Here is a 24,190-nt window from a genome sequence, read left to right on the forward strand (position 1 = left end):
GCTACGCAGCGCATCTACTTAACAACGGGCCACCTAAAAGTGGCCCGAACTGCTTCAACCGCCCGCCAGTTTGACTTTCATGCCTTTGGCTTCCAGCAGCGTTTTTATCAAATCGCGTTTATCGCCCTGAATCTCAATGACGCCCTCTTTTACTGCTCCACCGCAACCACACTTTTTCTTTAGTTCAGCAGCCAGTTTTTCGAGCGCGCTATCATCCAGATCGACACCGGTAATCAGACACACGCCCTTACCTTTGCGTCCGCTGGTTTGGCGCTGAATACGCACGATGCCATCGCCTTTCGGTCGTGGTGCTTTCTCTTCTTCATGGGTGATACGACCACTATCGGTCGAATACACCAATCGATTGTCCTGAGCCATTAAGCCTCCTGTAAACTTTGCAGGATTTGCTGCAGCGTGGCGGCCGGATCGGCGGATTGGGTGATCGGACGCCCGATGACCATATAATCCACGCCCGCGAGTTTTGCCTGCTGCGGCGTCATGATACGGCGCTGATCGCCCGCATCGCTGCCGGCCGGACGAATGCCTGGCGTAACCAGCGCGAAATCCTGACCAATCACCTGCTTAAAGTGCGCGGCTTCCTGCGCCGAACAAACCACACCGTGCAGGCCGCAATCGCGGGTCAAACGCGCCAGCCGCTCAGCCTGCTCGGCTGGAGATAAGGTAATGCCCAAACCTTTAAGGTCGTCCTCATCCATGCTGGTCAACACGGTGACGGCAATCAGCAGCGGCGCATCATTGCCGAATGGCACCAGCGCTTCACGAGCCGCGTTCATCATGCGAGCGCCACCGCTGGCGTGCACGTTGACCATCCACACGCCAAGATCGGCTGCTGCCGCGACTGCATGTGCGGTGGTGTTTGGGATGTCATGAAATTTGAGATCGAGGAACACTTCAAAACCCCGTTCCTGCAGCGTTTTCACCAGCGATGGACCAAACAGCGTGAACATCTCTTTGCCCACTTTCAGGCGACACTGACTTGGATCGATGCGATCTACAAACTGCAGCGCGCTGTTGAGATCATGATAGTCGAGTGCCACCAGAATAGGTGAAGTGGTTACAGGCATAACGTTTCCTCAGTAACTGGCACCCGCAGGCGCGATGGACAAACGGCAAGCATTCTACCTGCGCAGGCGGGTGCCGACAATCACGCTGCCGTCAGAACTTGCCTGTTTGACTGCTAGCTGCACGATGCCAAAGCAGTTTCTTAATCAAACTTACAAGTATGTTGTAACTAAAAAGGTGTAACCAGAAGAGTTATGCGGCCATTTATTGGCCGTCGAGTCCACGGATGGGTTTAACTGAAGACCAGGCGCGACAAGATGGGCAATGCCAATACAGAGCATGGGCAGTGAAGCCACATTTCTGGCAGCGATATCGCGGCTTAGTGCGGATCTGCTCGCCGACCATATCGCGCAGCACCATCAAGCTCTCTTTCGCACGTCCGTCTTCCGCTTCGTGTAAGTGGAAATCCATCAAACGATGAAACACACGCATCGTCGGATGACGCTGAAGCTGACGATTGATATACAGCTGTGCCGCTTCCGGTCCCTGCTGTTGCTCAAGAATATCGGAGAGATAAAGCTCTGCTGCGGCGCCGGTATTCTCGTCGACACAACGCTGTAAAAATTGCGCCCAGTTTTCGGGTTGGTTCAGGCGCTGGTAGCAGGTTTCCAGCATGGGTAACGTTTCACTCACCAGCTCTTTGTCCTGCTCCAGCACGCGCTGCAGTCGGCTGGCGGCTTTAGCGTACTCGCCCTGCTCCATCAAAATGCGGCCCATCATGATTGAGACGCGCGCACTTTGATGATCGGCTGACTCGCCCTTCTTCAGCAAGCTCATCGCCCGATCAAGGTCATCACTGCTTAATGCCTGCAACGCCAGCTCACAGTAAAAATGGGCAATTTCCCCTTTCTGCTTATCTTTGCCGAGCTTAACCAGCTTTTCCGCCACGTCGATGGCTTTTTGCCAGTCGCTGGTTGCCTGATGAATCAACAATAACTGCTGCAACGCGCCAATACGGAAATCGGTCTCTTCAACCAGTTGCCCAAACATATCTTCGGCACGATCGTACAATCCGGCTGCCATGTAATCGCGGCCGAGTTGCTGGATCGCCAGCAAGCGCTGCTCGTAGCTGAGCGACGCACTTTCCATTAGGGATTGGTGAATGCGAATGGCGCGATCAACTTCACCACGCGAACGGAACAGATTGCCAAGCGTCAGATGCGCCTCAACCGTGCCGCTGTCCTCTTTCAACATGTCGAGAAAGAGATCAACCGCTTTGTCCTGTTGATTGGAGAGCAGGAAGTTTACGCCGGTCACATAATCGCGCGACAGGCGGTTCGCTTCCTGTTGCTTATCCTGATGTGCACTGCGGCGGCCCATATACCAGCCATACGCCGCAGCAACAGGAAGAAGCAGAAACAGCAATTCAAGCATCGAAAATTAATCCCGACGACTGGCAGTTGGTGATGGGATCACTGCAGTTGATTGTTCATTCTGTGCCTGCATACGTTTAAGCTTACGCTGTGCATTTGCCAGAGAAACACGTAAGCGTAACCAGAACAGACCGCAAATCGCCCATCCCAGCAGGAATCCAGCGCCAAACAAGCTGGCGAGCAGTGTTGAAATGCGGAATTCGCCCTGCGCTAGCAGATAGTTAAAAGTGATGATTTGGTCGTTATGCGCTCCGAGCGTGACGGAGATGATGAAAATGACCAATACCACGAGAAAAATAAGCAAATATTTCACAATGCGTCCTGTCGAGAGGTTATCCAATAGAAGTATGCCAAAAAACCGCCGTCGATGCTGCTTATCCCCACATCAGTTAGCGCTTTTTTCTGCAAGCACAATCAATCATATGGGGATGAATAGGCTGATTACAATCCATCATCACGTTGCGCGATCTCACGATGTTCCTCTGGTGGGATGGTGAGCGGGCCGCAGAAACGCTGGGCCAGCAGCGTAGCAACGGTCACCAATAACCAGGATATCAGCGTTGCCATCACTAAATCACGCGGCCAGTGCATACCCAGCACTAAACGGCTGCCCATCACCGCGGTCGCCCAAACGAATAATACGGCAACGGTGGCAAAATGACGGCGCGGCCATAACAGGCCGATGGCTAAAAGCGCCCAGCTGGCGGCAAACATGGTATGCCCGGAAGGAAACGCATAACCGGTTTCAAATGCCCAATGATTCTTCAGCCATTGCGGCAGCTGAGTGTCATTGGCCAGCAAAGTTGAGACCATTTCGCCACGCTGCTGGCGATGAAGCTGATAAAACTCATCACCGTTAATGCCATGACTTTTTTCCAGCCAGATGACGTAGGGGCGCGGTTCCTGCACATGCTCTTTGATTGAGGATTTGGTGTACTGACCAGCAAGAATCGCACCATTCATGATAAGAATGAGCAGAATCGCGGGTTTAAGCCGAAAGCGTAAACACCACAACACCCAGGCGCTGAGGATGATACTGGTGAGGATGCCCCAAGGACTGGTAACGGTTTCCGTCATCCAAAACAGCGCGCGAAGTAGATTGCCGCTTTCCCCGGGTTGCCATTGCCAGTTAGATATCCACACGCCCAACGGCATCAACAACAATAAAAACGCCCCTAAGGTGGTGCGCTGAATGATTTTTAACATTCGCTTCCTTTTAGATCAGGATTAACAGGTGCGTTAAGCATAACTTTAGCTGAAAAAAGAATAACATACCTATTGCGGCTTGGATAATTGTGCTTTATCACTACAATCACTCTGACCGATTAACGGCAGCCGTTCGGGTTGTGGCACAATAGCGTAAGTTTCATCGGGCCACATGGCCCGTGCGTTATCATGATGATAGCGCATCCTCTGAAGGTTCTGGAGAGTCACATGCAGCTTAAACGGGTAGCAGAAGCCAAACTGCCCACGCCATGGGGAGATTTCCTGATGGTTGGTTTTGAAGAACTGGCAACCGGCCACGACCATGTCGCGCTGGTTTATGGTGATATTAGCGATCACAATCCGGTGCTGGCGCGCGTCCATTCCGAATGTCTCACCGGCGATGCCCTGTTCAGCTTGCGCTGTGACTGCGGCTTCCAGCTGGAAGCGGCGTTAACGGCGATTGCGGAAGAAGGTCGTGGCATTCTGATGTATCACCGTCAGGAAGGTCGTAACATCGGTTTGCTGAATAAAATTCGTGCTTATGCATTGCAGGATAAAGGCTACGACACGGTCGAAGCCAACCATCAGCTCGGTTTCGCCGCTGATGAGCGTGACTTCACGCTATGTGCAGATATGTTCAAACTGTTGGGCGTCAATGAAGTGCGCTTGCTGACAAACAATCCGCGCAAAGTTGAGATCCTGAGTGAAGCCGGTATCAATATCGTCGAACGCGTGCCGTTGGTTGTCGGGCGTAACCCGAAAAACGCACATTATCTCGATACGAAAGCCGAGAAAATGGGTCATCTGTTGCCGAAGTCTTAAGCAGATTTTAAAGCAGATAAAAAAAGCCGGGAAATCCCGGCTTTTTCTTTTAGTTCAGCATGTTGCGGATCACGTAATGCAAAATGCCGTCGTTCTGGTAATAGGTTAGCTCGTTACCCGTATCGATACGGCAGCGCGTTTCCAGCGTCTCCTGGCTGCCATCCGCGCGCGTCAGAATTACGGTTACCGTGCCACCCGGCTTAAGCTGCGACAGATTTGCCACATCTATAAACTCTTCACCCGTAAGCTGCAGCGTTTTACGCGTCACGCCAGCCGGAAACTCGAGCGGCAGAATCCCCATACCAATCAGGTTAGAGCGGTGAATACGCTCGAAGGATTCGGAGATAACCACGCGCACGCCCTGTAAGCGCGGCCCTTTTGCTGCCCAGTCCCGACTTGAGCCGGAACCGTACTCTTTACCAGCAATCACCGCTAACGGCACACCTTCCTGCTGATACTTCATCGCCGCATCGTAAATCGCCAACTGCTCGTTAGTTGGGAAGTGTTTGGTATAACCGCCCTCAACTCCCGGCACCATTTCGTTACGAATACGGATATTGGCGAAGGTGCCGCGCATCATCACTTCGTGGTTACCACGACGCGAACCGTAAGAGTTGAAATCGGTGCGCTCAACGCCATGCGACAGCAAATAGCGTCCGGCTGGACTTTCGGCTTTGATGCTCCCCGCTGGAGAAATGTGGTCGGTGGTGACGGAGTCACCCAGCATCGCCAGAATGCGCGCGCCTTTGATATCCTGCACCGGCTTCGGCGTTTTCTCCATGTCGTCAAAGAATGGCGATAAACGAATGTAGGTGGAATCACCATCCCAATCGTAAGTTGCCGCTTCGCTGACTTTGATCTGCTGCCACTCTGGCGTGCCGTTAAACACCTCGGCATACTCTTTGTGGAACATGTCGCTGGTGACTTTCTGCACCGCTTCCGCAATCTCTTCCGGCGAAGGCCAGATGTCCTTGAGGAAAACATCGTTGCCCTGACGATCCTGGCCGAGCGGATCGGATTGCAGATTGAGCTTCATATTACCCGCTAAGGCATAAGCAACCACCAGCGGCGGCGAAGCCAGCCAGTTGGTTTTAATTAACGGATGAATTCGGCCTTCGAAGTTACGGTTACCCGAAAGCACCGCGGCAACCGTGAGATCACCCTCTTTAATCGCGCTTTCTATCGCGTCCGGTAACGGGCCGGAATTACCGATACAAGTAGTACAACCGTAACCGACCAGATTGAATCCTAATTCGTCCAGATATGGCGTAAGCTGGGCCACAGCAAGGTAGTCAGAAACCACTTTGGAGCCAGGTGCCAGTGAGGCCTTAACCCAGGGCTTGCGCATCAGACCACGTTCAACGGCTTTCTTCGCCAGTAAACCGGCAGCCATCAGCACGCTAGGGTTTGAGGTATTAGTACAAGAGGTAATCGCCGAGATCACGACCGCACCGTCATCCAGTTGATAGCTTTCTCCAGTTTCGCTATCGCGGTAGCTCACGGTTTTATGCGGTTTTTGCGCCTGATTAACTTCCAGTTCGTTGCTGGCATCAAAGGCAGTAGGAACATCACCGAGTGATACACGATCCTGCGGACGTTTTGGACCGGCCAGGCTGGACTCGACGTCGCCCATATCCAGCGCTAGAGAGCTGGTGAACACCGGCTCATCACCCGCGTTACGCCACATACCTTGTTGCTTAGCATAAGCCTCAACCAGTTCAACCTGCTCCGCATCGCGGCCAGTGAGCGTCATATAACTCAGGGTGACATCATCGACAGGGAAAAAGCCGCAGGTCGCACCATACTCAGGCGCCATATTGGCGATGGTGGCGCGATCGGCAAGCGGCAGATCGGCTAAGCCGTCGCCGTAAAATTCTACGAATTTACCCACAACACCATGTTTGCGCAGCATTTGCGTAACGGTTAACACCAGATCCGTTGCGGTGATGCCCGGGCGCAATTTACCAGTGAGTTTGAAACCGACTACGTCAGGAATCAGCATTGAGACCGGCTGGCCAAGCATCGCCGCTTCAGCCTCAATCCCGCCAACGCCCCAACCCAATACGCCGAGCGCATTGATCATGGTGGTGTGCGAATCGGTGCCCACCAGCGTATCGGGATAGGCGATCTCTTGCCCATTCAGCGTCTCATGCCAGACAGATTTACCGAGGTATTCCAGATTGACCTGATGACAAATCCCGGTGCCTGGCGGAACTACGCGGAATCGATTGAAAGCTTTTTGCCCCCAACGCAGGAAAACGTAGCGCTCGTGGTTGCGCTCCATTTCCAGGTGCACATTTTCATCAAAGGCTTTGTCATCACCGAAATGGTCCACGGTGACAGAGTGGTCGATAACCAAATCTACCGGGGATAAGGGATTGACTTTGGCGACGTCGCCGCCAAGGCGTTTCACCGCTTCGCGCATGGCAGCCAAATCTACCACCGCCGGTACGCCGGTAAAATCTTGCATTAATACACGCGCGGGACGATAGGCAATCTCACGATCGGCGTGAGCATCTTTTTGCCAGGCGACCAGCGCTTCAATATCTTCAAGCGTGACAGAATCACCATCCTGCCAGCGTAAAAGGTTTTCCAGCAGGACTTTCATCGACTTGGGCAAGCGATCGATATTGCCCAGTTGCTGAGCTGCTTTGGGCAAGCTGTAGTAATGATATTTTTTTGCCCGAACATCCAGCGTGTCCTGACTCTGCTCGCGTAACGTTAACGACATAGCGCCTCCATGTAAGTGAATCTTTTTTAAACCTCAGTGACTGCAAGGTTTAACTTAAAGATAGACTACATTGCCGTTAACGTTTTGATAACAACACGAATAGACACATTAAAACACAATGAAAAATGCCCCGACGTTTGTCAGGGCATTTATAAAATTCAGTGTAATTTGAGTTAGGGCTTAAATCATCGCCCAAAAGGCGGCGGCCCAAAAAGCCAGGGAAAAGGTATAAACGCTCACCCAGGATAATGTTGTTGTATTGATGCTCATAATTCACTCCCTCCCGGATTACGGGCAAAAAAAGTCCACCGTCTTCAGCGTTGTACTGATGACACCGTTTTTTTAATGCTGAGTGTTAAAGGACGGGCTTTTAACTTGCCCACCGGATAATCCGGCAAAAAGAGGGACTAAACGACTAAATATAGTACGGAACGCATGCTGCGTTATTTCGACTTCATATCCATGAAGGATTCAATAAAATTGCGCTGATTCTCGCTGAGTTCCCACGAAGTCGGAATGGTGACCTGAGGTTCAGTGGATACAACGTCTTTAACTTTGCACGCAGGCGTTTGCGGCTGACGTGCAGAAACCGGATGCTTACGACTGAGTGTATTTGCCCACATGGCTTAACCCCACATACGCCAAATCATTAACGCCACCACTACCCAGAACAGTGCTGAAGCAGCGAAGACAGTCATCCAAGCTTTGCGACGGGTATTACCAGTACGCTCAACTTTGGTGCTTTTAGTCCGGAAGCCCGGCTGTACAGTTATTCTCGTATTCATAGTTTTTGATAATCACTCTCAATAAAACGATTGATGACAACGATTAAGATTTAGGACGAATCCTAAACTTGTTAAGACCGAAAATCCAGTTATTTTTATTGAGCACAACGATTAACGCTATTTATCAAAACGCCAAAAATTGATGATATAAATTTAATTACCAACACAACTATTAATTAAATCGTTACATTGTAAATTTGGGTTAACAGCAAATTAGATCCAATCTAAATTTGAGTTTAATTTACCATGCCAGTTAAAAAGCCCTTCTTCATCAACTCTTAACTAGAGTATGGGAATATTCCTGGCGAGCTGCAAAGCAGCATCGTAAAAATTGTGTACTGATTCGCATTTAATAGATAACAATGAAAAAACATGTGACCCATGTTTCATTTACAAAAAAATAATGATTTTTTTTGAAGTACTCGTGGCGCTAAGCGCTAGGGGATTCCGAAGGTGCCCACTGGACACCTTGGCAAAAGAATGAGTTAGGAATTTACTTGAAGGGTAACTTGATGTCGCGGAACATAGCTTCGATGTCTTCATTGGAGCGCAATGCGACCGCCGCATCCACCACATCACGCGTCAGGTGTGGCGCGAAACGTTGAATAAAATCATACATATAGCTGCGGAGGAAGGTGCTACGTCTAAAGCCAATTTTGGTCGTACTATTCGTAAAGATTTCTGAAGCTTCAATACGCACCAAATCGGGGTCTGCAACCGGATCAACCGCCATACTGGCAATTACGCCAACGCCCAGGCCTAAACGCACGTACGTCTTAATGACGTCAGCATCCGTCGCAGTGAAGACGATGCGTGGCGTTAATCCGGCGCGATTAAACGCGGTGTCCAACTCTGAACGGCCTGTAAAGCCAAATGTGTAAGTCACTAACGGGAAATCCGCCAGCTCTTCAATCGTCACATTTGATTTACCCGCCAACGGATGATCTGGCGTTACCACAATGGCGCGGTTCCAGTGATAGCACGGCAGCATAATCAAATCGTCATACAGATGCAGGGCTTCTGTGGCAATGGCAAAGTCTGCATTGCCCTTTGAAACCGCCTCAGCTATTTGCGTCGGCGATCCCTGATGCATGTGCAAAGAAACGCGAGGATAGCGCTCAATAAAGCCTTTAATCACGCCTGGCAGCGCATAACGTGCCTGCGTATGGGTAGTTGCTACATACAGCGAGCCTTTATCTGGCCAGGTGTGTTCACCAGCAACAGATTTAATCGCGTCAACTTTGGACAGCACTTCGCGCGCAATCCGAATAATCTCTTCACCTGCAGGCGTTACTTGCGTCAGATGCTTACCACTGCGTGCAAATATCTGCACGCCCAGCTCATCTTCTAACATACGGACTTGCTTACTGATGCCCGGCTGCGAGGTATATAAGCCTTCGGCGGTCGATGAGACATTAAGGTTGTGATTAACCACTTCGACGATGTAACGCAACTGCTGCAATTTCATAGTTATATCTTCCTGGTAGCGACAGAGGTGCATTCCCGGCAGGCGTGTTTCCGCTTTAATTGCGGTGAGGGAGGGAAAGCGAATCAGCGAAACGAAAAGAGTTCTATAACTACTATATCAGTTAAAGGAAGAATGTAGAACGATTAGCTATAAGGATAAGAGAAAGGCCAGCGAATGCTGGCCTTGCGGGGAATTACTTTTTCGCTTCCTGCCATTTGCCATCAATATAGAACATTGACCAGCCGGTGGCTTTGCCATCCTTTTCGGAAGAGACGTATTGCTGTTTGGTCTTACGACTGAAACGCACCATCGTCTTATTCCCTTCTGGATCGGCGGCTGGCGCTTCTGACAGATATTTCAGCTTTTCTGGCAGGCGGTCGGCAAAGCGTTGCAGCTCTTCCACCAGCGGCGCGCGCGTTTCACGTGATTTCGGGAAGGTATTCGCAGCAAGGAACACGCCCGCTGCACCATCACGCAACACAAAGTAAGCATCCGACTTTTCACACTGCAATTCTGGCAGCGGCACCGGATCTTCTTTTGGCGGCGCGACATCACCGTTACGCAGAATCTTACGGGTGTTTTTGCACTCGTCGTTGGTACACGCCATGTACTTACCGAAACGACCCATTTTCAGATGCATTTCAGAACCACACTTCTCGCACTCAACAATCGGACCGTCGTAGCCCTTGATGCGGAATTCGCCCTGCTCAATCTCGTAGCCGTCGCACTCTGGGTTATTACCGCAGACGTGTAACTTGCGCTGGTTATCGATCAGATAGCTGTCCATCGCGGTGCCACACTTCTGGCAACGACGACGAGCGCGCAGCGCATTGGTTTCAGCATCATCGCCTTCCAGCACGTTGAGCACTTCATTTTCCGGGATCAAGTTGATGGTCTGCTTGCAGCGCTCTTTCGGCGGCAAAGCATAACCCGAGCAACCCAGGAACACGCCGGTACTGGCGGTGCGAATCCCCATCGGGCGGCTACAGGTTGGACAATCAATTGACGTCAACACCATCTGGTTGGGCTGCATGCCGCCCTCTTCCGGATCTTTCTCAGCATCATCTAACTGTTGGCTGAAATCACTGAAGAAGGAGTCGAGTACCGCTTTCCATTCGGCTTCATTATTCGCCACCTGATCGAGGCTATTTTCCATGCGCGCGGTGAAGTCATAGTTCATTAGCTCGCGGAAATTAGACTCCAGACGGTCGGTAACAATTTCACCCATTTTTTCAGCGTAGAAACGGCGGTTCTCAACACGCACGTAACCACGATCCTGAATGGTGGAGATAATCGAGGCATACGTTGATGGACGACCAATGCCACGTTTTTCCAGCTCACGCACCAGCGATGCTTCACTGAAGCGCGCCGGCGGTTTGGTGAAGTGCTGGCTTGGCATCAGCTCTTTAAGATCCAGCATGTCGCCAACATCTACCGGCGGCAGCGTCAGATCTTCATCATTTTTACGCAGCGCAGGCATCACGCGCGTCCAGCCATCGAAACGCAGCGTGCGGCCTTTGGCTTTCAATTTAAATTCAGCCGCGCCCACGGTCAGCGTGGTGGAGTCGTACTGAGCCGGAACCATCTGGCAGGCAACAAACTGGCGCCAAATCAGCTGATAGAGTTTCTGCGCATCAGCTTCCATATCTTTCAGCTGCTCAGCCACGATATTCACGTCAGAAGGACGAATCGCTTCGTGCGCTTCCTGTGAGTTCTCTTTGCTGGCATAGGTATTCGGCGCTTCTGGCAGATACTTTTTACCAAAGCTGCTCTCAACATAACCGCGCGCCATCGCCACGGCATCCTGGCTCAGGTTGGTGGAGTCGGTACGCATATAGGTGATGTGGCCCGCTTCATACAAACGCTGCGCCATCATCATGGTCTTCTTCACGCCGAAGCCCAAACGCGTACTCGCCGCCTGTTGCAGCGTTGAGGTAATAAAAGGTGCAGAAGGCTTGCTGCTGGTCGGCTTGTCTTCACGATCCAGCACTTCGTAACGCGCTTTCTGCAAAATCGCTACCGCCGCGTGAGTTTGCTCACGATTGACCGGACGGAACGCTTTGTCATTCTGATGCGTCACCTGCATGGCCAGATCGGCGCCTTTCGGCGTGGCGAAATCAGCATCGATTTCCCAATACTCTTCTGGCACGAAGGCTTTGATTTCGTGCTCGCGCTCAACAACCAGACGCACCGCAACCGACTGAACGCGACCGGCTGACAGGCCGCGGGCAATTTTCTTCCACAGCAGTGGCGACACCATGTAACCCACCACGCGATCCATAAAGCGGCGCGCTTGCTGTGCGTTGACACGTTCAATATTAAGCTCGCCAGGCTTGTCAAACGCCTGACGAATCGCATTCTTGGTAATTTCGTTAAATACTACGCGGCTAAAGCGCTTATCGTCCCCACCGATCACTTCCCGCAGGTGCCAGGCAATGGCTTCCCCTTCGCGGTCAAGGTCGGTTGCGAGATAGATGTGGTCTGCATCGGCAGCCAGGTTTTTCAGCTCAGCGACAACTTTTTCTTTGCCCGGCAGAATTTGATAATCCGCTTCCCAACCATGCCAGGGATCTACACCCATGCGGTTTACGAGTGCGGCTTTCTCATCCTTTTTAACCTTTTTTCCAGGTTTCGCTTTTTCCCCGTCGGCACTTTTACGGGCAGTTGAACCGCTGGTCGGCAAATCACGGATATGACCGACACTGGATTTCACCACGTAGTCATTACCGAGGTATTTATTGATTGTTTTGGCCTTTGCCGGGGACTCAACGATTACGAGTGATTTACCCATATGTACCTTTACCTAAATGAAACGTCCTGATAAACGGGAGAGAATTGGAGGTCCCAAAACCCAATGGGTTCAATATTGCTGCCGGCATTTCGCATTTCAAGGCAGCAGGGATAATCTCAGGTCAGATTGCGTCGACTTCTGCAACTTTATGATTAGGAGCGAGTTTTCCATCTGACAGAACCACACATCCGGGTGTGATCTCCCTGAAAGCTGAATCGCCCACACTCTACCTGATAAAATCCGTTACGCAACTTAATTAGCATTCTGCCTAATTTTGCGCCAGTTTTACGACGCCATGCTGATTTGCTGAACGCGATAGCTCGCAAGTAATATAGAAGGAGAAAAATGGCTGTCAAAAAAGAGGTGAAAAATGTCAGTGCCAACGGAATCTATTTCACGCCACGCGTTACTGGAAATAGCCAATCAGATAATCACGCAGCACGAAAATTATTTTGTCGGATTAGAAGCCAATGATGTGATTCAGCAAGGTGATGTTTTGGTGTTTCGCGGTCCCTATTTTCTCGATGATGAAGGCTTGCCCACCGCCAAAACCACCACGGTATTTAACGTGTTCAAACACCTCGCGGTGGAACTCTCCTCTCAATATCATCTGGCATAAAAAAGCCCGGCAATTGCCGGGCTCGGTTACAACAGCGGCTTCTCGCCGCGCTGCCATATTTTCAGAATCAACCGTTCAGCCGCCAGACTGGCGCTGTTGGTAAAGCGATCCATCATTTTACGCTTACGTGCGTAATGAACGCCCAGCACGGTGAAGCGATCCATATGCTTAATAATCAACGCATCGCTGGTGCCGATTTCATCAATCAAACCCAAATCCAGCGCCTGACGGCCATACCAATGCTCGCCGGTCGCCACTTTGTTCAGATCAAGCGATGGACGCATCTGCTGTACAAAATCTTTAAACAGCTGATGCGTTTCATTAAGATCTTCCTGGAATTTCTCGCGCCCTTCTTCGGTGTTTTCACCAAACAGCGTCAAAGTCCGTTTGTACTGACCGGCGGTATGCAGCTCGACGTCAATATCGTTACGCTTTAACAGGCGGTTGAAGTTGGGAATCTGCGCGACCACGCCAATTGAACCAATAATAGAAAACGGTGCGGCCACAATGCGATCCGCCACGCATGCCATCATGTAACCACCGCTGGCAGCGACTTTATCCACCACCGCCGTCAATTGCAGACCGGCATCGCGCAGGCGTTGCAGCTGTGAAGCAGCCAAACCGTAGCCGTGTACTACGCCGCCGGGGCTTTCCAGGCGCAGTAGCACTTCATCGCCCGGCACCGCAACTGCCAGCACCGCGGAGATCTCTTCACGCAATGAGGTGACCTCACTCGCGTCCATGCTGCCTTTGAACTCCAGCACATACAGCGTGGGCTTCAGCGTCTCGCTCACGCCCGCTTTAGCATTGCGTTTATCGGCTTTCGCCTTTTGCTTCTCTTCTTTCTTATGCTGCTTGAGCCACACTTTTTGCGCCTGTGGCTTCATTTTGGCGAGCTGCAGATCTTCCTTCATCTCACGATAATCATCATCAAGATGCGTCAAACGCAGCTGACCGCTGCTGTGACGTTTACGCAGCGCGGCATTTAGCACAATCAGAACAATAGCTGCGATCGCCACCACCACGGTGACGGCCTTAGCCAGAAATAATCCATAACTGGAGAAAAAATCCATTCTGCCGCCTTATTAAACAGTAAATTACAACAGCTATAAGTTTACCCGCTTTACGCGCTGTCGTCGCCTGAAATGCCCGCAGGCGGCACAGAATGCGAGGCTCAAGCGTTGCACCGCGCGGCAAATTCAGGCATAAAGCCAAAAACCTTCTGACCCGAGCAAAGGACATCGCTGTGCATTATCAACCGAAAAGCGATCTGCTGGAAAATCGCATCATCCTCGTCACCGGCGCTTCCGATGGCATTGGCCGTGAAGCGGCGCTGACCTATGCGCGCTACGGCGCGCGCGTCATCCTGTTGGGCCGCAACGCCGACACCCTGCAGAAAACGGAGCAGGCCATCAAACAGTTAAATAAGCAGCCAGCCGCTTCTTTATTACTGGATCTGGCTGAAGCCACGCCAGAAAGCTGCCAGCAGTTAGCTGACCAGGTTACTGCGCTGGTGCCGCGTCTGGATGGCGTGCTGCACAACGCTGGCATTCTGGGCGAAATCGTACCGTTGGAGGAGCTCGATCCACAGATCTGGCGTGACGTGATGCAGATAAACCTTGATGCCACCTTCTATTTAACCCAGGCATTACTGCCGCTGCTGCTGAAATCAGATGCCGGATCGCTGGTGTTTACCACGTCCAGCGTGGGCCGCACCGGCCGTGCAGGCTGGGGCGCGTATGCGGTTTCGAAGTTTGCCACTGAAGGTATGATGCAGGTGCTGGCTGACGAGTATAAAAACCGTCACTTGCGGGTGAACTGCATCAATCCTGGCGGTACGCGCACCAAAATGCGCGCCAGCGCTTTCCCGGATGAGGATGCCAATTTACTCAAAACCCCCGCGGATTTGATGCCGCTCTACCTCTATTTGATGGGTGATGACAGCCGACGTAAAACCGGTACCAGCTTTGATGCGCAGCCGGGACGCAAAGCGGGGCCGGCAACCGCATGAACGATCGCCATCAGCAACGCCAGCAGCGACTAAAAGAGCAGGTTGATGCCCGAATCGCCGCCGCCACCGAGACGCGCGGCATTTTGATGGTGTTCACCGGTAACGGCAAAGGGAAAACCACCGCGGCTTTTGGCACCGCGTTGCGCGCCTGCGGGCACGGTAAAAAAGTGGCGGCGGTACAGTTCATTAAAGGCGAATGGCCCAACGGTGAACGTAACTTGCTGGAACAGCACGGCGTCGAATTTCAGGTGATGTCCACTGGTTTTACCTGGGATACGCAGAACCGCGAGACCGACACTGCCGCCTGTCAGTTGGTGTGGCAGCACGCGCGTCGTATGTTGGCCGACAGCCGCGTCGATCTGGTGATCCTTGATGAAATCACGTACATGGTGAGTATGGATTATCTGGATTTAGCGGAGCTGGTTGATGCGTTGCAACAGCGCCCTGCACAGCAAAGCGTAATCATTACCGGTCGCGGCTGTCATCGTACGTTACTGGATTTGGCAGATACCGTAACGGAAATGCGTCCGGTGAAACATGCGTTTGATGCGGGAATTCAGGCACAGCAAGGAATAGATTGGTAACACGCTGACGCCGCAAAGCGCGGCGTCAGGCTTAGGATCAGGCACCGCGTTTAGTGTTATTCCGACGCGGATTGTTGCTCACCACACCGTGACGTTTTACCGCACGACGAATTTGGTTAGCCTTGGTGCGACGACGATCCTTTTCAACGGCCACTTTCGTTACCGTCTCTTCCGGCATACTAACTAACGTACGCAGATAGTTGACTGCCGGTAATTCCATCTCGATCCAGCCGCCGCGTGGCAAGCCTTTTGGCAACTGGATATCACCGTAACGCACACGCATCAGTCGGCTAACCTGCACGCCAACCGCTTCCCACAGACGGCGCACTTCGCGGTTACGCCCTTCGGTCAGCGTCACGTTGTACCATTGGTTAATGCCTTCGCCGCCGGCAAACTTAATGGTTTTGAACGATGCCGGGCCATCTTCCAGCTGCACGCCTTTGCTCAGCTGACGGATTTTATCGTCATCCACTTCGCCAAACACGCGAACCGCATATTCACGCTCCACTTCACGGCTTGGGTGCATCAAACGGTTAGCCAGTTCACCATCGGTGGTAAACAGCATCAAACCGCAGGTATTCACATCCAGACGACCGACGGCAATCCAGCGTGAACCACGCAGACGCGGCAGACGATCAAATACGGTTGGACGCCCTTCCGGATCGTTACGCGTGCAGAGTTCACCTTCTGGTTTGTAGTACGCCAATACGCGACACACTTCGGTCGCCGACTCAGCGATGGAAACCAGATGGCCATCGATACGAATTTTCAAGGATTTATCACTTTCGATGCGATCGCCAAGCGTCGCCAGTTTGCCGTCAACGCTGACGCGTCCGGCTGAAATCATGGTTTCGATTTCGCGACGCGAACCGTGACCGGCGCGCGCTAATACTTTCTGTAATTTTTCGCTCATGGAGCCTCGTTGTCGCCTTCCCAGGCGTCGTGGTAAGAAGAGGTGCGATACAGGGATTACCAATTCCCATATCAGAATCTGTTACCGCTCTGCATCGCTGCTGCAATCTCAGACGGCCCGCGATTTTACACTAACGCAAGTTTTGTTAACACCTTTTCCTTTGCTGCCGATAACAGAGGGTCTGGTAAAAACGTAGCCATTAAGACCATGACGATAAACATTCAGCTGGCTGATAGATCGATCTTATTTGCATCCGCAGCAACCACGCCAAGTGACTGAATTATTATCACTTGCCCCTAACCTTTCCCGCCTGAGCCTGTTATCAACTTAAGACAACTGATACATTAGCGCTTTGCAAGACTGCTTAACCGCTATTGCTCGCCACGCTAAAGGATAATCACAAACTTTAAATCTAAGTAAAAACAATAAAACAGCATAAAAAACTATTTACCAGCATTAAATATGGCCCATTACCGTAATAAATGCAAACTGATAGTTTATTGGCACTACAGGTTGGATTAAGTCTGTATTTTTGTATTATTTGATTAATATTAAATTTGATGAATTGTTCTGCAGAAAAAACTGTGTAAAATTTAAGCCTGAAATCCAGTGCGTCGTCATAATAACATAGCTTTCATTTACTATTTATATTCGTTCAACTTACAAATCATTAACGAACCACTGTGTAATTTCACTGATATTACAAACCGGCGCGCGCGGGATTAGACGCGTTTATTCATCTACGGAATGAATTTAATTTGCATGTCGAAAGTCTTCACCAGGGATTTTACGGACATGCTTTAAAGAAGATCACAGCCATGAAAACCTCTCTGCTTTGGCCTGCGCTCGCTGCGCTGGCACTGAGCGGTTGTTCCGTGGGCCACACTGAGTACAGTCGTACTGCGATGCAACACGTTGATATGAGCGTGACAGGCATCCCGACCGTGCTGGGTTTGGGCATTCTCGGTACAACCATTCCTTTGACGCCAGAATACAGCCTGACGGCGGCGCACGTGGCAAAAACGGCCGTGCAGCGTGTCAAGGCCTATCATCCTTATTGCGACGTCGCGATTATTTATCATAAAAACAGTCCAGAAACGCTGGCGAAATTCCGCAACGGTGCTATTGGCGAACCGATTAAAATGTACGGTTACAGCTTTATTTCCGCTATGCCGGTGGAATCGAGCGGCGTTAATTTAGCGCGTACCGCCATTACCAATAAATGGAATAAAAAGCCCTGCATGGCAATGGCATCAAATGCTGGCGTGGTGCAAGGGATGTCGGGCGGCGCGGTATATAATGCGGACCAAACTATTGGCGGGGTGATTGTCGGTTACAGCCATGAAATATCTAACGTTCGCAGCAAGAAAGTCATCTTAAAAGATGTCTCGCTATATATTCCGTACGGGGATTTCAAAACCTGGCTGGAATCCAATATTGGTCAGACGCAGAAAGCCACGCCTGACCATGCATGATTACTGGAACGGGCGCGTGTCACCGACACCTTCGCGCACCACCACCGGCGCATCGCTGGTGAGATCGATCACCGTGGTCGGCTGCTGTCCTAGCGTGCCGCCATCGATGATCAGATCCACCAGCTTGCCAATGCTGTACTGAATCTCTTCCGGATCGGACTCGGTGAAATCATTGCCGGGCAGCATCAGCGAAGTCGACATCATCGGCTCGTTGAGGCGCTCCAGCAGCGCCAGCGCCACCGGATTGGACGGCACGCGTAGCCCGATGGTTTTACGTTTGTCATTCATCAGACGACGCGGCACTTCTTTCGTCGCCTTCAAAATGAAGGTGTAATTGCCCGGCGTGTTGTTTTTCAGGAGGCGAAACGCGGAGTTATCCACCTGCGCGTAAGTCGACAGCTCTGATAAATCGCGGCACATCAGCGTAAAGTTGTGATTGCCATCCAATTGGCGAATGCGACAAATGCGCTCCATGGCATTTTTCTCTTCCAGACGACACCCCAGCGCATAGCCGGAATCGGTTGGATAAACAATCACGCTGCCTTTATTGAGATAATCAACGGCCTGATTTACCAGGCGCGGCTGCGGATTGTCGGGATGAATGTGAAAATATTGACTCATAAAAACCTCATATCACCTGTCTGCAACAGCAATGCTGGGCGCCAATGCGGGGAAGCGTTCCCAAACCGGCTCCACGCCACCCGGTAGCCATAACTTGCGTCCCAGTTCTATCCACGGACAAGGTTGGTGGAAATCTGATCCCTGCGACCCGGCTAACTGATGGTCACGCGCATAGGTTGCCAACTGCGTGCGCTCGTTGGGCGCTTGCTGGCACTGCGCGACCTCCATGGCATCGCCACCCACGTCGGCAAAATGCGCAATCAGCCGCTTTAACCATTTAGCCGACAAACCATAACGACCGGGATGCGCCAAAACGGCATAGCCGCCAGAATGATGAATAGCATCAATGGCTTGTTTAATTGTACACCATTGCGGCGGCACGTAGCCGGTTTTCCCGCGCGCCAGATAATTCTTGAATACCTGCGCCATATTGTCGGCTTTGCCAATCTCCACCAGATAACGCGCAAAGTGGCCACGCGTGATCAAGCCGCCTTGCGCCAGTCGCTGCGCACCGGCTAGCGCATCAGGAATGCGAGCGCGCTCGAGGCGTTCGGCAATCTGCTGCGCACGATCAAGGCGTGTCTGATACTGCTGCGCAAGGAATTCAGTCAGCGCGGGATGCTGGCAATCGACATTCAGCCCCACAATGTGGATTTCGTGATTTTCCCATAAGGTTGATGCTTCTAAACCGGCTAGCACGCGGATCGGTAGATCCTGTTGCATCACTGCCGCCTGCGCTTCTGGCACGCCCGCCACCGTGTCGTGATCGGTAATCGCCAGCACACCGACTTTCATCTCAACCGCGCGCTGCACCAGCGCGGTCGGCGTCAATAAGCCGTCAGAAGCCAGCGTATGGCTGTGTAAATCGTAAAGGGGAAAACGAGCGATGTCCGACAAGATAACTCCAGCAACTACATAAACCGGCAGGCATGATAACGATTTTGCCCCTGGCTGAAAAAGGGTATTGACATTTTTCGCCCGAACCAGTTAACTAGTACACAAGTTCACACGTAACGGGTATTTAATCATGACTATTTTTGGTACGCATTTAAATGGTTGGTGGCACGATGATCCCTTTATCGGGCGACGTCGTCGTGCACAATTTGCGTAACCGCAGTGCAGATTGATACCTAAGCCCGCCACCGAGCGGGCTTTTTTTTGAGCGAAATTCAGAGAATCCATTATGGCTATTGCGAAACCTACATTGAAGTTGATAACCGGTACCGCGCCCTACCGCGAAGATCCGGCCGCAGTGTTTCATCAGTTATGCGGCGCACGTCCAGCAACTCTGCTGCTTGAATCCGCAGATATCGACAGCAAACAAAACCTGAAAAGCCTGTTAATCGTGGATAGCGCGCTGCGCGTCAGTGCGCTGGGTAACATCGTCACCATCAAAGCGCTGTCGGAAAATGGTCGCGCCATCTTGCCGCTGCTGGACGAGGCGCTGCCCTCTGAGGTGCGTATTGAGGTGCGCCCTGATGGCCGCGAGCTGCATTTCACCCAGCAGCAAGGCATGCAGGACGAAGATTCCCGCCTGAAGGCCTTTTCCGTATTTGATGCGCTGCGCCTGATCCCGCAGCTGGTGAACAGCCCGGAAGAGGAGCGTGAAGCGATGCTACTTGGCGGCTTGTTCGCTTATGACTTAGTGGCCGGTTTCGAAGATCTGCCGCAACTGCGCAACGAACAGCGTTGCCCGGATTACTGCTTCTATCTGGCCGAAACCTTACTGGTGATCGACCATCAGCAGCGCACTGCTCGCCTGCAGGCCAGCTTATTCAGCCCATCGACCAGCGAGTTCCAGCGTCTGCAAGGCCGCATCGAACAACTGCGCGGCCAGATGACGCAAGCAGCGCCCGCATTGCCGGTACAGCGCGTCGAGCACATGACGCTGAGCACCAGTCAGAGCGATGAAGAGTACTGCAACGTGGTGCGTGAGATGCAGGAAGCGATTCGCATTGGCGAAATCTTCCAGGTTGTCCCTTCACGTCGCTTCTCGCTGCCGTGCCCTTCTCCACTGGCCGCTTACGACACGTTGAAAAACAGCAATCCAAGTCCTTACATGTTCTTTATGCAGGATCAGGATTTCGCGCTGTTTGGTGCCTCGCCAGAAAGCTCACTGAAATATGACGCGACGTCGCGTCAGATTGAGATCTACCCGATTGCGGGTACGCGTCCACGCGGCCGCCATGCCGATGGCTCACTGGATCGCGATCTCGACAGCCGCATCGAACTGGAAATGCGCACCGACCATAAAGAGATGGCTGAGCACCTGATGCTGGTGGATTTAGCGCGTAACGATTTGGCGCGTATCTGCGTGCCGGGCAGCCGTTACGTGGCAGACCTGACTAAAGTTGACCGCTACTCGTTCGTGATGCATCTGGTATCACGCGTGGTCGGCACGCTGCGCGAAGATCTCGACGTGCTGCACGCCTACCGCGCCTGCATGAACATGGGCACGCTGAGCGGCGCACCGAAAGTGCGTGCGATGCAACTGATTGCCGGGAAAGAAGGCACACGTCGCGGCAGCTACGGCGGCGCAGTCGGCTATTTCACCGCTAACGGCGACCTTGATACCTGCATCGTTATTCGTTCCGCGTGGGTTGAAGACGGCGTTGCCACCGTACAAGCTGGCGCCGGTGTGGTTCTTGATTCCCAGCCACAGGCAGAAGCGGACGAGAGCCGCAACAAAGCGCGCGCGGTATTGCGTGCCATCGCAACAGCCCATCACTGCAAGGAGATTTTCTGATGGCCGATATCCTGCTGCTCGATAACATCGACTCCTTTACTTACAACCTCGTTGATCAGCTGCGTACCTTTGGCCATAACGTGGTGATTTACCGCAACAACGTGCCCGCTGAGGTGCTGATTGAACGCCTGCAGCAGATGGAAAATCCGATTCTGATGCTGTCGCCGGGTCCGGGCGCGCCGAAAGATGCCGGATGCATGCCAGATTTGCTGCAAGCGCTGCGCGGTCGTCTGCCAATTATCGGCATCTGTCTCGGTCATCAGGCGATTGTTGAAGCTTACGGCGGCCATGTCGGCCAGGCCGGCGAGATCCTGCACGGCAAAGCCTCTTCTATTACCCACGATGGCGAAGGCATGTTCGCTGGCCTGAGCAATCCGCTGCCGGTGGCGCGCTATCACTCGCTGGTCGGCAGCAATACGCCAGCCGAATTGACCGTTAACGCCAGCTACAACGGCATGGTGATGGCTGTGCGCCACGATGCCGACCGCGTGTGTGGCTTCCAGTTCCACCCCGAATCCATTCTCACCACTCAGGGCGCGCGCTTATTAGAACAAACGTTGGCCTGGGCGCTGGCGAAGTAATAGGGAGATTATGATGCAAACTATTCTGGAAAAACTTTATCAGTCTGAGACGCTGAGCCAGGGCGAAAGCCACCAGCTATTTAGCGCTATTATTACCGGTCAGCTGGAGCCGACGCAGTTAGCCGCCGCGCTGATCGCCATGAAAGTCCGTGGCGAGCGTCCGGAAGAGATCGCCGGTGCCGCTTCCGCGCTGCTGGCCGATGCAAAACCGTTCCCGCGCCCGGATTACACCTTTGCCGATATCGTCGGTACCGGTGGTGACGGCAGCAACAGCATCAATATCTCGACCGCCAGCGCCTTTGTTGCGGCAACCTGCGGCCTGAAAGTGGCAAAGCACGGTAATCGCAGCGTCTCCAGCAAGTCGGGTTCTTCCGATCTGCTGGCGGCATTTGGCATCAATCTGGATATGCCTGCGGAACAAGCACGCCAGGCGCTGGACGATCTCAACGTCTGCTTCCTGTTTGCTCCGCAGTATCACAGCGGTTTTCGTCACGCGATGCCGGTACGTCAGCAGTTGAAAACCCGTACCATCTTTAACGTGCTGGGTCCGCTGATTAACCCTGCGCGTCCACCGCTGGCGGTGATTGGCGTGTACAGCCCGGAGCTGGTACTGCCAATCGCCCAAACGCTAAAAGTGCTCGGCTATCAACGTGCGGCTGTGGTTCACGGCGGTGGCATGGATGAAGTGGCGCTGCACAGCCCAACGCAGGTCGCCGAGCTGCGTGATGGCGAAATCACTGGCTATCAGCTGACACCAGAAGACTTCGGTTTTGGCTTCCATGATAAAGACGCGTTGGCAGGCGGCACGCCGGAAGAAAACCGTGACATTCTGACCCGTTTACTCCAGGGTAAAGGCCAGCCCGCCCATGAGCAGGCGGTGGCGGTGAACGTCGCAATGTTACTGAAAGTGTTCGGAAATGAAGATTTGCGCGACAACGCACAGCGCGCCATCGCTGCCATTCGCAGCGGACAGGCCTACGAGCGCGTTGTCGCTCTGGCAGCGAGAGGATGAGATGAGTATTAAGGGCACTGTTTTAGAGAAAATCGTACAAGATAAAGCCGTCTGGGTTGAAGCGCGCAAAGCACAGCAGCCGCTGGCCACCTTCCAGAACGATTTGCAGCCTGCGGAACGTCATTTTTACGATGCACTACGTGGATCGCGCACGGTATTCATCCTGGAATGCAAAAAAGCTTCGCCCTCCAAAGGGCTGATTCGCGAGGATTTCAATCCCGCCACCATCGCTGGCGTATATCGTCATTACGCTTCTGCGGTGTCGGTGTTAACCGATGAGAAATACTTCCAGGGCGATTTTGCGTTCCTGCCGATTGTTAGCGCCGCCATCACGCAACCGGTGTTGTGCAAAGACTTCATCATCGATCCCTACCAGATCTATCTGGCACGACATTATCAGGCCGACGCCATTCTGCTGATGTTGTCAGTGCTGGATGATGAGCAATATCGTCAGCTCGCCGCCGTGGCGCACAGCCTGAAAATGGGCGTGCTGACCGAAGTCAGTAATGAAGAAGAGATGGAACGCGCGATTGCGCTGGAAGCCAAAGTTGTCGGCATTAATAACCGCGACCTGCGCGACCTGTCCATCGACCTGAATCGCACGCGTCAGTTAGCCCCGCGCCTCGGACATGGCGTCACCGTCATTAGCGAATCTGGCATTCACAATTATGCCCAGGTTCGTGAGCTAAGCCACTTCGCTAACGGCTTCCTGATTGGCTCCGCGCTGATGGAAGAAGCCGATCTCACCGCTGGCGTGCGTCGCGTATTGCTCGGTGATAACAAAGTCTGCGGCCTGACCCGCGCCGAAGATGCACGCGCAGCGCTGGAAGCTGGCGCAATCTATGGTGGCTTGATCTTCGCTGAAGGCTCGCCGCGTAAAATCAGCCGCGACCAAGCGCAGGTTGTGCAGGCTGCTGCCCCGCTGAAGTATGTTGGCGTGTTCTGCAACAATGCGGCAAGTGACATTGTCACGCTAGCGGAAAGTTTAAAACTTTATGCGGTGCAGTTGCACGGCGATGAAGATCAGGCGTTCGTCGCAGAATTGCGTCAGGCGCTGCCAGCAGACACCAAAATCTGGAAAGCGCTGAGCATTAAAGAGCAGTTACCTGCGCGCGACTGGCCGCACGTCGATCGTTACGTGTTTGATAATGGCCAGGGCGGCACCGGCCAGCGTTTCGATTGGTCACTGCTGCAAGGCCAGGATCTCAGCAATGTGCTGCTGGCCGGTGGCCTAAGCGCTGACAACTGCGTTGAGGCCGCGCAGCTGGGCTGTGCCGGCCTCGATTTCAACTCCGGCATAGAATCTGCGCCAGGCATTAAAGATGCCAGCAAAGTCGCGGCGGTATTCCGCACGCTGCGCGCCTATTAA

Annotated in this window: 21 protein-coding genes, 1 pseudogene and 1 other annotated feature; of the genes and pseudogenes, 8 read left to right on the top strand and 14 right to left on the bottom strand. The window is 52.7% G+C overall.

Features of this window, described 5'->3' with window-relative positions; translation table 11 throughout:
* Positions 1 to 54 precede the first annotated feature (54 nt).
* From yciH to pgpB, 5 genes are all read right to left on the bottom strand, one after another.
* On the bottom strand, positions 55 to 378 hold the full coding sequence (gene yciH / locus ACVLVH_RS04925) for a stress response translation initiation inhibitor YciH (protein ID WP_110866244.1): 324 nt from the start codon (positions 376 to 378) through the stop codon (positions 55 to 57).
* Positions 378 to 1,085: an orotidine-5'-phosphate decarboxylase gene (pyrF, locus tag ACVLVH_RS04930; protein WP_176969981.1), complete on the bottom strand. Its 708-nt coding sequence runs from the start codon at positions 1,083 to 1,085 to the stop codon at positions 378 to 380. The genes yciH and pyrF overlap by 1 nt, the downstream gene beginning before the upstream one ends.
* Before the next feature lie 202 nt (positions 1,086 to 1,287).
* Complete coding sequence (gene lapB / locus ACVLVH_RS04935) at positions 1,288 to 2,457, bottom strand: lipopolysaccharide assembly protein LapB (RefSeq protein WP_110866246.1); 1,170 nt, start codon at positions 2,455 to 2,457, stop codon at positions 1,288 to 1,290.
* A 6-nt stretch (positions 2,458 to 2,463) separates the two neighbouring features.
* Entirely contained in the window at positions 2,464 to 2,769 is a 306-nt protein-coding gene (locus ACVLVH_RS04940; protein ID WP_101764273.1) for a LapA family protein, read from the bottom strand.
* Between the two features lie 128 nt (positions 2,770 to 2,897).
* Positions 2,898 to 3,662, bottom strand: coding sequence for a phosphatidylglycerophosphatase B (gene pgpB / locus ACVLVH_RS04945; protein WP_192411723.1), 765 nt, complete (start codon positions 3,660 to 3,662; stop codon positions 2,898 to 2,900).
* Positions 3,663 to 3,890: 228 nt separating this feature from the next.
* On the opposite strand from pgpB, the gene ribA reads away from it, so the two are divergent.
* A complete protein-coding gene (gene ribA / locus ACVLVH_RS04950) occupies positions 3,891 to 4,484 on the top strand; it encodes a GTP cyclohydrolase II (RefSeq protein WP_097097212.1) in 594 nt (197 codons plus the stop codon).
* A gap of 49 nt (positions 4,485 to 4,533) precedes the next feature.
* Here the strand turns inward: ribA and acnA are convergent, their stop codons facing one another.
* From acnA to topA, 5 genes are all read right to left on the bottom strand, one after another.
* Positions 4,534 to 7,215, bottom strand: coding sequence for an aconitate hydratase AcnA (acnA, locus tag ACVLVH_RS04955; RefSeq protein WP_101764271.1), 2,682 nt, complete (start codon positions 7,213 to 7,215; stop codon positions 4,534 to 4,536).
* Positions 7,216 to 7,658: 443 nt separating this feature from the next.
* Entirely contained in the window at positions 7,659 to 7,838 is a 180-nt protein-coding gene (locus ACVLVH_RS04960; RefSeq protein WP_064738813.1) for a YciX family protein, read from the bottom strand.
* A 3-nt stretch (positions 7,839 to 7,841) separates the two neighbouring features.
* Positions 7,842 to 8,000: a YmiA family putative membrane protein gene (locus ACVLVH_RS04965; protein WP_071531660.1), complete on the bottom strand. Its 159-nt coding sequence runs from the start codon at positions 7,998 to 8,000 to the stop codon at positions 7,842 to 7,844.
* Positions 8,001 to 8,493: 493 nt separating this feature from the next.
* Positions 8,494 to 9,468: an HTH-type transcriptional regulator CysB gene (cysB, locus tag ACVLVH_RS04970; protein WP_064738814.1), complete on the bottom strand. Its 975-nt coding sequence runs from the start codon at positions 9,466 to 9,468 to the stop codon at positions 8,494 to 8,496.
* Between the two features lie 193 nt (positions 9,469 to 9,661).
* Positions 9,662 to 12,259 carry a type I DNA topoisomerase gene (gene topA, locus ACVLVH_RS04975; RefSeq protein WP_008106525.1) on the bottom strand — a complete coding sequence of 866 codons (2,598 nt, stop codon included), beginning with the start codon at positions 12,257 to 12,259 and terminating at the stop codon, positions 9,662 to 9,664.
* 370 nt (positions 12,260 to 12,629) lie between these two features.
* Here topA and ACVLVH_RS04980 point away from each other — a divergent pair, with 370 nt between their 5' ends.
* Positions 12,630 to 12,878 (top strand): DUF2498 family protein, encoded by a 249-nt coding sequence (locus ACVLVH_RS04980; protein ID WP_192411722.1) that lies wholly within the window; start codon positions 12,630 to 12,632, stop codon positions 12,876 to 12,878.
* A gap of 26 nt (positions 12,879 to 12,904) precedes the next feature.
* On the opposite strand, the gene sohB is transcribed toward ACVLVH_RS04980, so the two are convergent.
* Positions 12,905 to 13,951 (bottom strand): protease SohB, encoded by a 1,047-nt coding sequence (sohB, locus tag ACVLVH_RS04985; RefSeq protein ID WP_110866249.1) that lies wholly within the window; start codon positions 13,949 to 13,951, stop codon positions 12,905 to 12,907.
* 173 nt (positions 13,952 to 14,124) lie between these two features.
* Here sohB and ACVLVH_RS04990 point away from each other — a divergent pair, with 173 nt between their 5' ends.
* A complete protein-coding gene (locus tag ACVLVH_RS04990; RefSeq protein WP_462061713.1) occupies positions 14,125 to 14,889 on the top strand; it encodes a YciK family oxidoreductase in 765 nt (254 codons plus the stop codon).
* Positions 14,886 to 15,473 carry a cob(I)yrinic acid a,c-diamide adenosyltransferase gene (gene cobO, locus ACVLVH_RS04995; RefSeq protein WP_498948885.1) on the top strand — a complete coding sequence of 196 codons (588 nt, stop codon included), beginning with the start codon at positions 14,886 to 14,888 and terminating at the stop codon, positions 15,471 to 15,473. The genes ACVLVH_RS04990 and cobO overlap by 4 nt, the downstream gene beginning before the upstream one ends.
* Before the next feature lie 37 nt (positions 15,474 to 15,510).
* On the opposite strand, the gene rluB is transcribed toward cobO, so the two are convergent.
* On the bottom strand, positions 15,511 to 16,386 hold the full coding sequence (rluB, locus tag ACVLVH_RS05000) for a 23S rRNA pseudouridine(2605) synthase RluB (protein WP_217546487.1): 876 nt from the start codon (positions 16,384 to 16,386) through the stop codon (positions 15,511 to 15,513).
* A gap of 818 nt (positions 16,387 to 17,204) precedes the next feature.
* Between rluB and ACVLVH_RS05005 the strand changes: the two genes are divergently transcribed.
* The gene (locus ACVLVH_RS05005) at positions 17,205 to 17,861 is read left to right on the top strand and encodes a serine protease (RefSeq protein WP_137385887.1); all 657 of its coding nucleotides are present in this window, start codon (positions 17,205 to 17,207) and stop codon (positions 17,859 to 17,861) included.
* Here the strand turns inward: ACVLVH_RS05005 and ACVLVH_RS05010 are convergent, their stop codons facing one another.
* Together ACVLVH_RS05010 and rnm are read right to left on the bottom strand one after the other, a co-directional pair.
* The gene (locus ACVLVH_RS05010) at positions 17,862 to 18,482 is read right to left on the bottom strand and encodes an L-threonylcarbamoyladenylate synthase (protein ID WP_110866253.1); all 621 of its coding nucleotides are present in this window, start codon (positions 18,480 to 18,482) and stop codon (positions 17,862 to 17,864) included.
* Between the two features lie 12 nt (positions 18,483 to 18,494).
* Entirely contained in the window at positions 18,495 to 19,379 is an 885-nt protein-coding gene (gene rnm / locus ACVLVH_RS05015) for an RNase RNM (protein WP_192411719.1), read from the bottom strand.
* Between the two features lie 154 nt (positions 19,380 to 19,533).
* Positions 19,534 to 19,642, top strand: a sequence feature (Trp leader region).
* A gap of 23 nt (positions 19,643 to 19,665) precedes the next feature.
* Here rnm and ACVLVH_RS05020 point away from each other — a divergent pair.
* The 3 genes and pseudogenes from ACVLVH_RS05020 to trpCF all read left to right on the top strand — a co-directional run bounded on the left by ACVLVH_RS05020 (position 19,666) and on the right by trpCF (position 24,190).
* On the top strand, positions 19,666 to 21,228 hold the full coding sequence (locus tag ACVLVH_RS05020) for an anthranilate synthase component 1 (protein WP_192411718.1): 1,563 nt from the start codon (positions 19,666 to 19,668) through the stop codon (positions 21,226 to 21,228).
* Positions 21,228 to 22,821, top strand: a pseudogene (trpD, locus tag ACVLVH_RS05025) (bifunctional anthranilate synthase glutamate amidotransferase component TrpG/anthranilate phosphoribosyltransferase TrpD). The gene ACVLVH_RS05020 and the pseudogene trpD overlap by 1 nt, the downstream one beginning before the upstream one ends.
* Position 22,822: 1 nt before the next feature.
* On the top strand, positions 22,823 to 24,190 hold the full coding sequence (gene trpCF / locus ACVLVH_RS05030; protein ID WP_192411717.1) for a bifunctional indole-3-glycerol-phosphate synthase TrpC/phosphoribosylanthranilate isomerase TrpF: 1,368 nt from the start codon (positions 22,823 to 22,825) through the stop codon (positions 24,188 to 24,190).

The organism is Kluyvera sp. 1366, assembly GCF_054823405.1.